The 15,579-nt window shown below is 37.5% G+C and carries 13 protein-coding genes; 9 read left to right on the forward strand and 4 right to left on the reverse strand.

Translation table 11 applies throughout. From position 1 onward, the window contains the following. Positions 1-65: 65 nt before the first annotated feature. Entirely contained in the window at positions 66-578 is a 513-nt protein-coding gene (locus PL8927_RS13105; protein ID WP_231506004.1) for a response regulator, read from the forward strand. Positions 579-634: 56 nt separating this feature from the next. Beyond that, positions 635-2,437: a two-component system response regulator gene (locus PL8927_RS13110; protein WP_083622144.1), complete on the forward strand. Its 1,803-nt coding sequence runs from the start codon at positions 635-637 to the stop codon at positions 2,435-2,437. A 35-nt stretch (positions 2,438-2,472) separates the two neighbouring features. Here the strand turns inward: PL8927_RS13110 and PL8927_RS13115 are convergent, their stop codons facing one another. Then, entirely contained in the window at positions 2,473-2,706 is a 234-nt protein-coding gene (locus tag PL8927_RS13115; protein ID WP_083622147.1) for a hypothetical protein, read from the reverse strand. 345 nt (positions 2,707-3,051) lie between these two features. Here PL8927_RS13115 and fraC point away from each other — a divergent pair, with 345 nt between their 5' ends. From fraC to PL8927_RS13150, 7 genes are all read left to right on the forward strand, one after another. Further along, a complete protein-coding gene (fraC, locus tag PL8927_RS13120) occupies positions 3,052-3,558 on the forward strand; it encodes a filament integrity protein FraC (protein WP_331281820.1) in 507 nt (168 codons plus the stop codon). Positions 3,559-3,580: 22 nt separating this feature from the next. Continuing rightward, positions 3,581-4,162 carry a DUF5357 family protein gene (locus tag PL8927_RS13125; RefSeq protein WP_083622151.1) on the forward strand — a complete coding sequence of 194 codons (582 nt, stop codon included), beginning with the start codon at positions 3,581-3,583 and terminating at the stop codon, positions 4,160-4,162. Positions 4,163-4,217: 55 nt separating this feature from the next. Continuing rightward, positions 4,218-4,991: an ABC transporter permease gene (locus tag PL8927_RS13130; protein WP_083622154.1), complete on the forward strand. Its 774-nt coding sequence runs from the start codon at positions 4,218-4,220 to the stop codon at positions 4,989-4,991. A 128-nt stretch (positions 4,992-5,119) separates the two neighbouring features. Next, entirely contained in the window at positions 5,120-5,944 is an 825-nt protein-coding gene (gene larE / locus PL8927_RS13135; protein ID WP_197047411.1) for an ATP-dependent sacrificial sulfur transferase LarE, read from the forward strand. Positions 5,945-6,135: 191 nt separating this feature from the next. After that, positions 6,136-6,909 (forward strand): cysteine hydrolase family protein, encoded by a 774-nt coding sequence (locus PL8927_RS13140; protein WP_083622159.1) that lies wholly within the window; start codon positions 6,136-6,138, stop codon positions 6,907-6,909. Between the two features lie 82 nt (positions 6,910-6,991). After that, a complete protein-coding gene (locus tag PL8927_RS13145; RefSeq protein ID WP_231506003.1) occupies positions 6,992-7,438 on the forward strand; it encodes a cupin domain-containing protein in 447 nt (148 codons plus the stop codon). Positions 7,439-7,574: 136 nt separating this feature from the next. Continuing rightward, complete coding sequence (locus tag PL8927_RS13150) at positions 7,575-9,230, forward strand: CocE/NonD family hydrolase (RefSeq protein ID WP_083622162.1); 1,656 nt, start codon at positions 7,575-7,577, stop codon at positions 9,228-9,230. Positions 9,231-9,487: 257 nt separating this feature from the next. On the opposite strand, the gene PL8927_RS13155 is transcribed toward PL8927_RS13150, so the two are convergent. From PL8927_RS13155 to PL8927_RS13165, 3 genes are all read right to left on the reverse strand, one after another. Continuing rightward, the gene (locus tag PL8927_RS13155) at positions 9,488-11,737 is read right to left on the reverse strand and encodes a CHASE2 domain-containing protein (RefSeq protein WP_083622164.1); all 2,250 of its coding nucleotides are present in this window, start codon (positions 11,735-11,737) and stop codon (positions 9,488-9,490) included. A gap of 31 nt (positions 11,738-11,768) precedes the next feature. Then, positions 11,769-12,572 carry a DUF928 domain-containing protein gene (locus tag PL8927_RS13160; RefSeq protein WP_197047404.1) on the reverse strand — a complete coding sequence of 268 codons (804 nt, stop codon included), beginning with the start codon at positions 12,570-12,572 and terminating at the stop codon, positions 11,769-11,771. A 173-nt stretch (positions 12,573-12,745) separates the two neighbouring features. Continuing rightward, entirely contained in the window at positions 12,746-15,409 is a 2,664-nt protein-coding gene (locus tag PL8927_RS13165) for a CHAT domain-containing tetratricopeptide repeat protein (RefSeq protein ID WP_197047405.1), read from the reverse strand. Between the last annotated feature and the right edge of the window lie 170 nt (positions 15,410-15,579).

Here is a 15,579-nt window from a genome sequence, read left to right on the forward strand (position 1 = left end):
TATGGGAAGTTAAACAATATCAACAGCAATTAAAACAATGGGCAAATTTTGAACTACGGGAGGCAATTCAGGGTCAAGAAGCTCTTGAAGTTTGGCAAGCTTGGGAACTGCACCTGATTGGGATGGGTATGCGAATACCTGTGATTAATGGTTATGAAGCTACAAAACAGATTAAATCGACTACAAAAGGTCAAGCAACTGTGATTATTGCTTTAACAGCTAGTACCTTAGAAGAGGAACGAGCCGTTGCTTTATCATCAGGATGTGATGATTTTGTGCGAAAACCGTTTCGTGAGCAAATCATTTTAGAAAAGATTGCTCAACATCTGGGAGTAAGCTATGTGTATGAACCCGAAGTGCTAACTGCTTCTACCGTATCAGAAGCCGTCCTAACGGAACTGAACTCTACGGTTTTAGCACAACTGTCTTTAGAATGGTTAACTCAAGTGCATCATGCTGCTAAAGCCGTAAATGCCAAGCAACTCTTGAAATTGATTGACCAACTCCCCCCAATCAAACCCCTATTGTCAATGCTTTGCGAACTAAAATCAATCGATTTGCATTTGAAGAAATTGTAGAAATGACCGCAAAAGCATTAACTCATGATACTGATTACTGATTTCTGTATTGTCTAATGAATGACGTTCAATTTGATAGCCCAATTGCTAATATTTTGATTGTTGATGATACACCTGATAATTTATATCTGTTGTCAGCGATGTTAACAGAACAGGGGTATGATGTCCGATGCGTAATTAATGGTTCTTCGGCTATTATGGGAGCAATTGCTGACCCACCGGATTTAATTTTGTTAGATATTCGGATGCCACAAATGAGTGGATATGATGTTTGTACACAGTTGAAAGCCTCAGAACGTACCCGTGATATTCCTGTCATTTTTTTAAGTGCCTTAAATGAAGTTTTTGATAAAATTCAAGCTTTTGAAGTCGGAGGCGTAGACTATATTACCAAACCCTTTGAAATTCGAGAAGTTCTAGCCCGAATTAAAAATCAACTGAATTTAAAAGCTGCAAAATCTGAAATTCAAAAGCTAAATACAGAATTAGAAGAACGAGTTCAAGAACGCACAAAAGAACTAGGTCGAGCCAATTTGAGATTGCTACACATGGCTTCCCATGATGCACTCACAGGTTTACCGAATCGAGTGTTTTTTATGGAACGATTGATGGCAGTTTTGGCTTATACTCATACCCATCCTAAGTCTCAGTTTGGGGTCTTATTTCTCGATTGTGATGACTTTAAAATAGTCAATGATTCTTTGGGTCATTTAGCCGGAGACCAATTATTAAAGGCTGTGGCGCGACGATTATCCGCTTGTATTCATCCAAATTATACGTTAGCTCGATTTGAAGGAGATGAGTTTACCGTCCTATTAGAACAGATTGAATCGATTGATGAAGCCACGTTATTAGCTCAAGCGATTCAACACGCTTTAAGTCAGCCATTTTTACTCTATCAACATGAAGTTTTTATTAATACCAGTATAGGCATTGTTTTAGGAACCGTAGAATATCAACAGCCCGAACATTTACTGCGAGATGCAGATACAGCCATGTATCAAGCTAAAGCATCAGGAAAAGCCCGTTATGAAGTCTTTAATCGGGAAATGCACACTCGCGCTTTAACTCGTTTAAAGTTAGAAAATGACCTAAGACGTGCGATTGACCGTCAAGAATTTATTGTTTATTATCAACCTATTATTTGCTTGTCAACGGGTCAAATTAGCAGTTTAGAAGCTTTAGTTCGTTGGAAACATCCCCAACAGGGTTTAGTTCGACCCGATCATTTTATTCCCGTTGCTGAAGCAACAGGTTTAATTATTCCCCTGGGATTATGGGTTTTAGAAAAGTCCTGCAATCAACTGAAGTTTTGGCAACAACAAGCGATACAACGAGGAGAAATATTTGACATCACAATCAGCGTTAATTTATCCGTTAAACAATTTTCTCAACCTGGTTTAATTGAACAAATTGATCGGGTTCTCGAAAGTTTAGAATTGGATAGTAAAAATTTAAAATTAGAAATTACAGAAAGTGCGATTATGGATAATCCCGATTTAGCATCGGAGATATTTCAACAACTTAAAGCCCGTAAAATTCAGTTAAGCTTAGATGACTTTGGTACTGGATATTCTTCCTTAAGTTATTTACACCGCTTTCCTTTAGATATCCTGAAAATTGATCGATCTTTTATTAGCAATTTGGATTCTATGGAAAAAAATTTAGAAGTTGTTCAAGCCATTCTCAACCTCGCCCATCATTTAGGCATGAGTGTGGTAGCTGAAGGCATTGAAACCCAGGAACAATTATCCTTACTGCGGCTTTTAGGCTGTGAATTGGGTCAAGGTTACTTATTCGCTCAACCTTTAGACCCACAAGCTACAGAAACGCTGTTTTTATCTCATCCCCAATGGTAATCCTAAAGAAAAAAATTTTCCTCTCAAATTTTTTATTAAGGTAAAAATTGCCAAGCTTGGGTGACTAATTCACTCAACCAAAGCCGTTGTTCTCCATTGAGAACACTATCATCAGCCAAAACCTCAGCTTTGAGATCTTCTAAAGATTGTTGACGCGATCGCGCAATTTTAATTACACCTGCGAGAGCCGTCGCTACTAACTCATCGCTAACAGGTTGCTGCCGCAGGGCAATCATTTCTTGAGGACTGGAGGGAATTGGATAGTTCATGGTGTGAGGGGGAGGGTTAAACAAAGGACACAGAGCAGAGTTAAAGTCAGAAGTAGATTCTACAGGTTGGGAAGTGCCAATTAAAACAAAAATAACAAGTTTCTACAAATTATAAACTTTTTGAAAAAATTTTTAGCATAAACAGGGGGGAGACTGCGCCCTGATCCGATCAGGGATCAGCTACGTTACACTAATTAATCAATAGATTTAATCTAAATTTATGCAACCTCCTGTCAGTTCAGGTTTTCAATGGGAATTTTCTATTGTTGAGGAAAGGGAACCTGCTTCAGAGACTTTATCTCATTCTCTCCCTGTTCCCTATTACCTGTTCCCTCCTATAACAGTATGCCAATTATAATCGCCTTGAGAGTCATTTTATTAAGAATCCTACGGCTTTTATTCTCAATCATGATTGAAGCCTGGATTTTCAAGAAAAGCTTTAATATCTCCCCAAAATTGAGCGTACAATATGCGATGGCTCTCAATTTATTGGCGAATTCCTGTGAATGGATTGTCTTTTTAAATGCGGAAACTGTGTTTCCAGCAGAAGCCCGAAAAGAATTAATTTATTATTTGCTAGTAGAACAAATTCAGGAAACCTCCCCTTCGATTTTTTTATTAACGGCTTTTAATTTTACTTTATTACTCTTTATTAAATGGATGGGATTTGAAACCTTAAAAATTTTATTAAGTAAAGATATCCCTAAAATTACCCAAGTCTTTCAAGGTATTCCCGAAGGTAATCTTCAAATGACTAAAAAATATAAAGATTTTAGAGTTATCTTAATTGCCCACACCTTAAGTTATTCCCTGTTTTTAGGATTAGTATTTACCTTATTAATATTAGAATAATTTCCTAAATCTATATTTTATTATGAATAAACTCATTAATATTCTCAATGTTTTTAAACCTTCTAAACCCCTGGATTGGAGAACCTTTCTCCTCATCAGTCTGACAATTTGGATCGCCTCTATTTTCGGAACGACTGATGAAAATGTCAGAAATGATTTAGCTATTCTAAGCTGGTTAGCGTTAACGATTGGGGTGGGGTTGAGAACCAGTCAACCCCCTTTTATTTTTGGGGGGATTCCTTTAAGTCCTTGGACAACTTCATTGTTACTGTGTTTGATGATTTATCAAAAAACAGAAATCACTAGACCTTATTTTGCCTTAAAATCCTGGCCCCTATTAGCAGTTTGTTTACTCTTTATTTTGGAATTTATTCGGGATAAATTTAAAATCCAGTCTCCCCCGCCTTTAGTCCGTATGGAGTTTATCATTATTTTACTAATACACATTAATATTTACTGTTTTATAGAATTTGCTGTCCGCGTAGAGAATTGGTTAGAAAGAGTTCCCGAAGTTATTCCCAGACGCGAGATTTTTAAACCGGATTCTGCTAAAATTGATCAGGAGTTTCAATCCTATTTCGTTAGAGGAATTGATCGAGGATGAGACTATTTATTATCTTTATTCCCTATTCCCTCCTATCAAACTGTGGAGATAAAAGATGAATTTAAAGCGCATTGTTGCGATCGCCAGTAACGTTTTTTTAGAAGTTGTCCGCGATCGCATTCTTTATATTATTGGGGTTTTTGCTCTGCTTTTGGTGGCTTCCGTCCGTTTACTTCCCGAAATATCAGCCGGGTTAGAAAATAAAATTATTCTCGATTTTGGCATGGCGATGATCAGTTTTCTTAGCTTACTAATTACCGTTTTTGTTAGTGCCAATCTCGTCAATAAAGAAATTGAAAAACGCACCGTTTATCAGTTAGTTTCTAAACCCGTAAGTCGATCTGAACTGATTATTGGTAAACATTTGGGAATCTCAGCGTTTATTGCCGTTTTAGTCCTAGTGATGGCACTATTGTATTTTGGAATCCTCAGTTTTAACAAAATTTCCTACCCCTTTACCAGTCTAAGTGTCGCTGTTTTATTTCTATGGCTACAATTATCTTTAATTGCGGCGGTGGGGATTTTATTAGGAGTATTTACCAGTTCGCTTCTCGCCAGTTTATTAACCTTTGGTGTTTATGTGATGGGAAGTTTAAGCCGTGACTTATTAGCATTAGGAAAATATAGCGAAAACCCCGCCATAGAACAATTTATGAGAGGGTTATATGTAATTTTACCCGATTTAGCCCGACTAGATTTAAAAAATGAAGCCATTTATGGTTACTTACCCGCTCCCCCCTTATTAATCATGAACGTGGCTTATGCTATCCTTTATATGATTCTCTTATTGTCCCTATCCATTACAATTTTTTGGCGACGAGAATTTTAGTTATAGGGGGGAACAGGGAACAGGGAATAGGGAAAAAGTACCTTTTTAAGGGTTTGAGGTTTTGTTGATATCCTAACCTATCCTTCAATTACTATCAGGAATAAAAAATAGCGTTGATGTACACCATGATAATTACAGAAAAATTACCACAACTCCAAGCCCTATTTCAACAAATGGATCGGGCATTAATTGCTTATTCGGGAGGAGTAGATAGCACTCTTGTTGCTAAAATTGCTTATGATATTTTGGGCGATCGCGCTTTAGCAATAACAGCCGTTTCTCCTTCCTTATTACTCGAAGATTTAGCAGAAGCTCGAATTCAAGCCGCAGAAATTGGCATTCAACATCGAGAAATTGAAACTCAAGAAATGGAGAATCCGAATTATACATCAAACCCAGTTAATCGCTGCTATTTTTGTAAAAGTGAACTCCATGACACCTTAAAACCCTTAGCTCAAAAATGGGGTTATTCTTATATTGTCGATGGGGTAAATGCCGATGATTTACGAGATTATCGCCCCGGAATTCAAGCCGCCAAAGAACGAGGTGTCCGTTCCCCCTTAGCCGAAGTAGGTGTTAGCAAAACTGAAGTCCGAGAACTTTCTAAATATTTAGGGTTAATGGCCTGGGATAAACCCGCTCAACCCTGCTTAAGTTCGCGCTTTCCCTATACTGAAGAAATTACCATTGCTAAATTACAACGGGTGGGTAGAGCCGAAGTTTATTTAAGAAAATTAGGCTGGAAAAATTTACGAGTTCGCTCAGAAGCAGATACCGCCCGCATCGAATTACCCCCCGAACAAATCAAAGAATTTGTATCTCAAACAGAACTTTCCCAATTAGTTCAAGCTTTTCAACAATTTGGGTTTGTTTATGTTACTTTAGATTTAGAGGGATATCGAAGCGGAAAATTAAATCAAGTCCTACCTTCGGAATTATTAGTCCGTCCCTAAACCTAAAAAATATCCCTACCATTAACTATGGCAGGGGCGAGGACAGTCAGACGCTATTGGTTTTTATTGTGTAGGAATTTAAGCTAACTGTAGCTTAGGGTTGTGACAATTTTCCGAGTGTCCATCCTCAAAAAATAGGATAATAATCTGCGATCGCTTAAAATCGGGTTAAAGTTTAATCGAAGCGAACAATGAATTTTTCCTCCTGGCATCCTTTGGGTGTGGCCCCGAATGCGTGGAATGTGAATCAAACCGACGCCGATATTACCCGCCCACCCCTGGAACCTCGGCCCATTACGATAACCACCGAGACAAAAACCCTGCGTTTGGACTTAGCAAAAACCGCTATTATTGTTATCGATCTGCAAAATGATTTTTGTCATCCCGACGGTTGGTTAGCTCATATTGGCGTGGATATCACCCCGGCGCAACAACCGATTTCCCCTTTAAATAGATTACTGCCTCGGTTGCGTTCAGTGCAGGTTCCTGTGATTTGGTTGAACTGGGGAAACCGTCCCGACTTACTCAATATTAGTGCGGGTTTGCGTCACGTTTACAACCCCACGGGAGAAGATATTGGGTTAGGCGACCCTTTACCTAAAAATGGTTCCTCTGTTTTAATGGCAGGAAGTTGGGGGGCGGCAATTGTGGATGAATTAGACCAACAACCCCAAGATATTTATATTAATAAATATCGGATGAGTGGGTTTTGGGATACTCCTTTAGATAGTATTTTAAGAAACTTAGGAAAAACCACTTTATTATTTGCTGGAGTTAATGCCGACCAATGTGTAATGGCGACTCTACAGGATGCCAATTTTCTAGGCTATGATTGTATTTTAGTTAAAGATTGTACGGCAACCACATCCCCAGATTATTGCTGGTTAGCAACGGTTTACAATGTTAAACAATGCTTTGGGTTTGTTTGTGATTCTCAAGCTATTTTAGAGGGCATTCATTCATAACTATTCCCTATTCCCTATTCCCTGTTCCCTGTTCCCTTTTGCTTAAGAATTTTGAACACAACTCAAATAGGATTGATATATTATGATTGAGCGCTGTATGATTCCAGTCGTCAAATCTCCTAGAGATTATCAAGCTTATCGTATTAGCCCTCAAGATACAAATCGATTAGCCATTATTTTCGATCCCGATGCCGCTAATACCTCTTTAACGGTTTGTGTAGAAATTTTTGAAGTTGGGGGAAAAACTCCTCCCAACCGTCATCAATTAGCGGTAGAAATGTTTTTTGTGATTAAAGGGGAAGGAGTGGCAATTTGTGATGGAAAAACGGTTGAAATTAAGGCTGGATATAGTATTTTAGTTCCGCCAACAGGAACTCATATTATTAAAAATACAGGTTCAACTCGCTTATATGCTTTATGTATTATGGTTCCTAATGAAAATTTTGTAGAATTAATTCGCAGTGGTACCCCGGTAGAATTGGATGAAGAAGACTTAAACGTCTTAAGTCGGAGGGATGTGTTTGTTTAGGGTTAAATCATTTTGACTTCTGATGATTTTTTAAGATTAGTTAAGATAGGGTTACTGATGGAAACAAAAAAAGTACATTATACTCAAGGGATTATTTGTTAATAGCAACTTTTAACCGATTAAGCTTGATTTTCTAATGATTATTAAAGAAACAGCCTCTCTAATTACCCGTGATGGAATTCGACTTGATGCGGATATTTATCGACCCCAGACCGAGGAAAAATTACCCGTTTTATTAATGCGACAACCTTATGGGAGAGCGATCGCCTCTACCGTTGTTTACGCTCATCCTAAATGGTATGCTCAACAGGGGTATATTGTAGTAATTCAAGATGTTAGGGGACGAGGAACTTCAGAAGGAGAATTCCAACTTTTTATTCATGAAATAGAAGATGGGTTAGATACAATTAATTGGGTTGCTAATCTTCCTTATAGTAATGGTCAGGTGGGAATGTATGGCTTTTCCTATCAAGGAATGACCCAAATTTATGCGGCTTCTACCCGTCCAAAGGCATTAAAAACCGTATGTCCGGCGATGATGAGTCATGATTTATATCGAGATTGGGCCTATGAAGGGGGAGCTTTTTGTTTATATGCTAACTTAGGATGGGCGATACAAATTTCAGCAGAAACAGCCCGATTAAAAGAAGATGAAACCGCTTATAATTCTCTTTATCAAGCCTCTCGAAACTTACCCTTTTTTGATCCCATTCCTGCTAGTCCAGAAGTATTAAAAAAACACGATCCAGATTCATTTTATCACGAATGGTTAGCCCAGGATCAACCCGATGAATATTGGCAAAATCTATCTCCAAAATTAGATAATTTAGATTTACCTATGCTGCATATTGGGGGATGGTTTGATATTTATTTAAAAGGAACAATTCATTTCTATCAAGAAATGGTAAACCGCAGTCAACACCCCCAACATTTAATTATTGGCCCTTGGGCACATCTTCCCTGGGGTAGAAAAGTCGGGACACTCAATTATGGGTTAACCGCATCAACGTTTATTGATACCTTGCAAATTCAATGGTTTGATACCTTTTTAAAAGGTAAAGAAAATCCCATTTTTAATCAAAACCGGGTTGATTTATTTGAAATGGGAAGCCAAAACTGGCGAGAATTTAAACAATGGCCGTCATCCTCATCCCAGGTTTATTATTTATCAACCAATGGACTCGCTAATTTACGAGAAGATGCCGGAATATTAACCCCAAATTGTCCTAATAATTCTCAAGAAGATGTCTTTGTTCATGACCCTTGGCGTCCGGTTCCAGCACTCGGAGGTCATGCCATGTATCCAACGGGTTCTTTTGACCGTTCTACCTTAGACTGTCGCAGTGATATTGTTACCTATACCTCTGAAACGTTGAGTCAAGATTTGCATTTAGCAGGAGATTTAACCGTAGAACTTTATTGTACAGCAGACACACCCAGTTTTGATTTATGTGCGGTTTTATCGGAAGTTAAACCCGATGGCAGTGTCTATAATTTTAGTCAAGGCTACCAACGAATTAATTTAACTAAATCTAACATAAATCCTATTTTAAGTCAAGAAGAAAATATAAATTGCTATCAAATTAAAATGCAACCCACTTGTATTAAAATTCTTCAAGGGCATTGTTTACGTTTAAGCATAAGTGCGGCTTGTTTTCCTGCTTATCCAGTTAACCCCGGACTCGAAAAACCTATTAATCAAACCCGTTTAATGGATCATCAAATTATCACATTAAATATTAACTCTGGGGGTGATTTCCCCTCAAAAGTTATATTATCAACTCCAGATTAACTGTAGGGTGTGTAAGCTCCGCGCACGCACCAACTGTCAACTATCAACTGTCAACTATCAACTGTCAACTATCAACTGTCAACTATCAACTATAGCAATCCTAAATGATTTGTGAAAAAGTTTTGTAGGGGTTTGGTTTCCAAACCCAGGCGCAAAGAGGGTTTGGAAACCAAACCCCTACGATAAAATATTACAACCTATTTAGGAATGCTATATCAACTATCAACTATCAACTATCAACTATCAACTATCAACTATCAACTGTCAACTGTCAACACCTTAATATTTTGATAAAGTTGATTCAGATATTGCTCAACCTCTGGAGGTTTAGCTGTAAAGCTAATATAAAAGGTTCCAGATTCAGCCGTTTTTTCTAGGACTTTTGCATAAATATCATCACTCCATTGTTCTGATTCTAATTTCATATTAATCTTTAAATTTGCTAACACCCCAGGAATAATATCATTATTGGCTTCTGTAACAATTAAACCACTTTTTTCTGATAATTCCACTAAACCCCCTATCAATAGACTTCCATCAATATGTTTACCTTCTAAAATCGAATATTGTAAAACGATGGGTGTTGAAAGCGGATAAAAATGTTCTTCTTCCTTAGAAATAAATAAATTATATTGTCCTGCAATTCCCCCGACTTCATAAATTGTAATCGGTTTTTTCACTCCTTTGGGTTGAACTAATTTGTGATTTTCAATTTTAATTAAATCCTGACCTGCTTCCTTTAAAGTCATTTCAGAAATTAAAATTTGTCCTCCCGTTGTATAAGATTCAACCCGATAAGCTAAATTCACTTGATTACCCACAACACCGTATTTTGTACGCTTTTCTGACCCAATATTTCCAACGACAACTTCCCCAGTATTAATCCCAATTCCCATATCTAAAGGAGACAAATCCCACTGTTGTAATTTTTCATTCACCTTCTGCATCGCTAATTGCATCGCCACCGCACAAGCAATTGCTCGTTGAGCATCATCTTCTCGTAAAGTTGGAGCACCAAATAATACTAAAATCCCATCTCCCATAAACTCATCAATGGTTCCTTGATAGTTAGTAATAACATCAGCCATTGAGGATAAATAGAAGTTTAAAATTTTGACCACTTCTTCAGGTTGTAAACGTTCAGAGAGAGCCGTAAATCCGCGTAAATCCGACGTTAAAATCGTGATTTTTCGCCGTTCTCCGCCGAGTTTTAACCCTTCGGGTTTTTCGAGTAAATTAGAAACAATTTCAGCACTTAAATAACGCCCAAAAATATTGCGAATATCCGCCGCCGAACGGGCAATATAAGCGGTAATTGCGATCGCTGAACCTGCTAAGGCTAAAAAAGGAGGAACAACAGGAATCCACCATCCTTGAATAAACAAAAGATAGGTACTTCCGAGTAAAACTCCCGTTGCTAAAAGCGAAATTAAAACCTGTCGGACAATTAATAATTTAACTTTAGCAGTCCCTCTAAATTTCCAAGTTAAAATTGCCCCAGTTCCCGACCATAGAAATATCCAAATCCATTCTAAGGGATCAGAAATAGTTTGAATTAAAGGACGATGATCTAAGGCTGTACTAATAATTTGACTGGCTATATTGGCATGAATTTCTACCCCAGACATTCTTTCGTTGGCTGATAATGTGTAAGGCGTTGAGATTAAATCTTTGAAGCTTTCCCCGACAGAGCCGATTAAAATAATTCGATTTTTTGCCCAATCTTTAGGAAGTTTATCAGTTAAAATATCCTCAAAAGAAACCGTTTCAAAACTTTGATTAGACCCTCGATAATTTAAAAAAACTTGATACCCTCCGGCATCTGCCCGAATATAACCGCCATCATTTTTAGCCAAGGGTTTAAATACAATATTGTTAAATTTCCACCAATTATTTGTTCCGGGTACTATTTCGGGTGCAATTCCTTGAGAATCTAAATAAAACATCGCCAAGAATAACCCTAAACTGTAAACAGGTTGTTCTTGATCATTTTTAACCACTAACAATGCTCGCCGAATAATATTATCTTCATCTAAAATCAAATCATTAGCTGCGACTCGATTTTTTTCTTTTAAAATTGGAGGAGCCGCCACAGATTCTAAGGCTTCATCTCCAACCACTTTTTCAATTCCAATTAAATTAGGGGTATCTGCAAACAGTTTAAGCAACTGAGCATGACCGGGCTCAAAGGGTAAATCTCGATAAATATCTAACCCAATGGCTATCGGTTTCATTGCTATCAATTTCTCGATTAATTTTGCATAAATTTCATCGGGAACATAACCCTGACCAATATATTTCATATCGGCTTCATCTAACCCGATAATCGCAATCCGTTGATCACGGGGATCAAGGGGACGTAAGCGCATATATTGGTCATAAACTGACCATTCCCAAGATTGTAAAAGACCAGAAAAACGCAGCAGGATTACAAGACCCGCCATCACTGGGGTTGTAATCCAAATGCCACGCCACTCCCATACTAATTGTTTAATTTGTGCTCTCATAGAGCCTATTTTAGCGTGTATATTTTTGGGTTTATTGAGCAGATTGTTCGTCAGAATTACTTACTGTTGGTTCGGGTGCAAATGGAGCTTCTATAATTGATTCTTCAATTTTAATAGAATTGAGTAAACTTTTCCATTCTTCTTGCTGGGAATCTCGCAACTGAGCCATGATCATTAATGTATCTTGCCAGAGGTTTTCACGGACATAAATTTCTGCTTTTTTTAACGGATCTTGAGTTTTTTCTAGTTCCCTTTCTAGGGTAGGGGTCAATTTATTTCGCTGAATATAAACTTCTAAAGACGCAACATTTGGAAGAGATTCAAGATTATTAGAATCTGTAGAATTAGGATTGCTACTTTGACACTTCATTGAAAATAGCCACTTATATTGTTTTCCAACTTCTAAAGCTACCGTTTTAGGCAAAGCAATCTGCACAATACTCCCGTCTAAAGGCAGTTGAATTGTTGTTAGATAAACATCTTTTCCCCTGTTATTCACTAGAACAAACTCACCGAGTGCGACCCCAGATTGAGGAAAAGTGATTTCGGGAATATAAACAAAAAATGTTGGGTTAGCAGAAACCGTTGAGGTATTCTTACTTGGTACTAAAGCAGTCATGGGTATATCACTGATTTTGCACTCAGGTGACCGTGTTCCTCCTCCGGCGGTACTTACTGGCCCCTCACCCTTGGGTGCCGGGGGAAATTCTAAACTGATTTGCATTGGGGAATTGACCCGGTTTTTAACGGGAGAAGGAACACTCGCTAGACTCGCTGTAATAGGCAAAACCATGCCTAAAATCAAACTCAAACAACTCACAGATTTGATAACCATAAGATTATGCCTCTTTATGCTTGTAAAGATGATCATAAGATGCACCATCCAGATTAGAAAACCTGCATCTGATCAAGATTTGCTTTATCAGAAAATTAGCAGATTACGGGGACTTATGCCTCTGAGACTGTCTTAGGGGTTGAGAAGTTGCCAAAGGACTAAAATCTTCTATTCTAATTCAAAATTCCTTGCCATTCTCCTTGTAATGTAAACCCCGACCAATAATAAGGAGGTATCCATTCTGAGGTTTCATTTTGTTGCATTTCAATTTGAGCTTGCCGTAAAGCCGCGACTGGAGATAATCGTTGTTCTAACATTTTTTGATAAAATTTAACCATTAATTGGGAGGTTGCTTGATCATCAACTTTCCATAAACTGACCATGACTCGACTCGCACCCGCATACATAAATCCCCTCGTTAATCCTACTAATCCTTCCCCTTTGATTTCCTGTCCTAATCCCGTTTCACAGGCACTTAATACGACTAATTCTACAGGTAATTTTAAATTAAAAATATCATAGAGTCGTAAAAATCCATTTTGAGATTGTCCGCTTTGATCGACTAAAGAAAATACTAAACCCGATAATTGAGGATTTTCACTATTGAGTAAACCATGAGTTGCAAAATGAATAAAACGATATTGGCTCAATTGAGGATTTGTTGCTGTTTCTCGATTGGCATTAAAGCCGATTTCTTGTAAACTTTCCTGCTCAGGAAATAAGGCTAAAATCTGTTTTGCTTCTTCTTGGGTAAAGGGTAAACGATCAAATAAAACACCGGATTCTCTGGCAGAACGTTCTAAGTCGGGAGGCAGGGATTTAATAGCCCTAGAAACCACAGCTTTTAATCGTTCATCTGTTGAACTAAATACTGGATCAGCTAATATTGCTAACAGTTTTTCGGCAGGTTTTCGAGTTTGGGTTTCTTGTCGTAAAATTCCTAAAACTGAAGCAGAGGGTAACGTCACTAATTCATGATTGCTAATTAATGGTATTGAATCCTCCTCGCTGTTGTTTTCGGATAGAGGAAGGGCGGCAAAGGGAACATATTGTAAGGCTCCATCAGCCACAATGAGTAATCTTTTATTTTCTAAGTTAGGGATGAAGGGAAACACTATTTTTGTTAAGGCTTTTCCCGTTTCTTCATAGAGCGATCGCCGAATTCTTTTACTGGGTAAAATTAAATTTTCTCGAAAGGTTTTAACGCTGGTTTTAATGGCTTCTTCTCCAGGTAATTCATGACTTTGGATAGAATTAGGGCTAACAACCCATAAATAACTCCGGTCTTTTCCTAGAGAATATTCTAATAAAATAGTATCATTATCTAATAATTTTTGAATTTCTGATAAATTTAAAGGTTGAGGTTGAGTTAAGGCGGCATAATGGGGATTATTCTCCCGAATTTTATCTAAAACTTGATTATACTGTTGGAGCAATGTTTCAATTTCTTGGTTAATTTCCTGTTTTTGAATAATCGTATGGGACTGGCTTAACAGTTTAATGCGTTGTTCTTCTAAAGCCGATAATTTTTGTTTTAAGGTTTGTTTTTGCTCTAAGAGTTGAGGATCAATACCAGAAGTGATCTCTCCTTGAGCTTCTGCTAAAATATCTAATAAGGATCGGGCTTTGGCTCGTTCACTAATTTGTAAGGCTTTTCCATCCCATCCTTGCTTGGGTTGTTGTTGATTCAGTTGCATTAACAAATCAATATAAAATTGATAATAATCCTGTTTAGAGGCTAAAAAAGCAGATCTTAAATCTTGATTTGCAATTTGGGTTCGTAAATCTTCAATAATGGTTAAAGCCGTTTCAATTTGAGCGATCGCTTCCTCAAAATTCTCTTGTTTTCGTTTAACGGTTGCGACTCGATATCGAGATAAGGCTTCTTTAGGGCGATCGCCTACTTCCTGACGAATTTGTAAGGCTTTGTTATAGAATTCTAAGGATTGTTCTAACTTTCCTTGTTGAAAATAAACAAATCCAATATTATTTAAGGTACTGGCTTCTCCGGTGCGATCGCCAATTTTTTGCCACAGGGTTAAGGCTTGATTATAGGTTGTTAAAGCTAAATCAAATTGATTCAAATTAGCATAAACAAACCCAATATTATTTAACGTTGCTCCTTTCCCTCTTTGAACCTGAATTGCCGTCTGATCACCAAACTTTTGAATCACTTCTTCCCCTAAACTTAAAGCCTGTTTATAGTGATCAAGAGCCTGTTCAAATTGACCCAATTCCGATTTAACTTGACCAATATTATTTAAAATAGCTGCCACATTAGCGGGATTTCCTAAAGGTTTTACTACTGCTAAGGCTTGATTATAATAATTTAGAGCTTGTTGAAATTCTCCTAAATTAAAATAAACAATAGCCATTTCATTCAAAGCCGCCAACTCCCCTGTTTTAAAATTGAGAGTTTGCCATAAAGGAAAGGTTTGATTGAGAGTATCTAAGGCTTTTTGATATTCTCCTAATTGAGCATAAATTTTGGCAAGGGAAACTAAAGTTGTGGCTTGAGTTTGTTGATCTTCAAGGGTTTGAGTTAAAATCAGTAATTGATTATAACAATTAATCGCCTTGGGATATTCCCCTAAATTACTATAAACAGAACATAAAAAATTGCGAGTAATTGATTCTTGAAGAGAATTATTTGCTTCTCGCCACAGACGTAACGCTTCTTCCCACTGCTGAATAGCATCCCGAAACCCCGCTACTGTTCCTTCTCGATACCGTTTCATCCCTTGATTAAAACTATTTTCTGGGCTATAAGTAGAATTAAGAATTTGTGCGGATCGCCATTCTTGGGCGATCGCAGGTAAAACTATTGTTGAAGCCAAAAAAGATCCCAGAATCAGGATGCAAAACCAAACTCTGGACAATTGATTTTTACTTCTCCGCCCATGTATCATGACTTAATTCCCAAATTCAATTCCAGCGTTTAGGATGAGGTGATCAAAGTGTCCTAGACAGTTTTACTGGTCATTTTAACCTAATAGTGTCAGGATTT

Origin of the sequence: Planktothrix serta PCC 8927 (genome assembly GCF_900010725.2) — a bacterium.
Lineage (GTDB): Bacteria > Cyanobacteriota > Cyanobacteriia > Cyanobacteriales > Microcoleaceae > Planktothrix > Planktothrix serta.

Coding starts and splice junctions, on each gene's coding strand:
- PL8927_RS13110 (WP_083622144.1), top strand. CDS start 635: ATGAATGACGTTCAATTTGATAGCCCAATTGCTAATATTTTGATTGTT.
- PL8927_RS13160 (WP_197047404.1), bottom strand. CDS start 12,572: ATGGTTATCAAATCTGTGAGTTGTTTGAGTTTGATTTTAGGCATGGTT.
- PL8927_RS13145 (WP_231506003.1), top strand. CDS start 6,992: ATGATTGAGCGCTGTATGATTCCAGTCGTCAAATCTCCTAGAGATTAT.
- PL8927_RS13155 (WP_083622164.1), bottom strand. CDS start 11,737: ATGAGAGCACAAATTAAACAATTAGTATGGGAGTGGCGTGGCATTTGG.
- PL8927_RS13140 (WP_083622159.1), top strand. CDS start 6,136: ATGAATTTTTCCTCCTGGCATCCTTTGGGTGTGGCCCCGAATGCGTGG.
- fraC (WP_331281820.1), top strand. CDS start 3,052: ATGCCAATTATAATCGCCTTGAGAGTCATTTTATTAAGAATCCTACGG.
- PL8927_RS13125 (WP_083622151.1), top strand. CDS start 3,581: ATGAATAAACTCATTAATATTCTCAATGTTTTTAAACCTTCTAAACCC.
- PL8927_RS13150 (WP_083622162.1), top strand. CDS start 7,575: ATGATTATTAAAGAAACAGCCTCTCTAATTACCCGTGATGGAATTCGA.
- PL8927_RS13130 (WP_083622154.1), top strand. CDS start 4,218: ATGAATTTAAAGCGCATTGTTGCGATCGCCAGTAACGTTTTTTTAGAA.
- PL8927_RS13115 (WP_083622147.1), bottom strand. CDS start 2,706: ATGAACTATCCAATTCCCTCCAGTCCTCAAGAAATGATTGCCCTGCGG.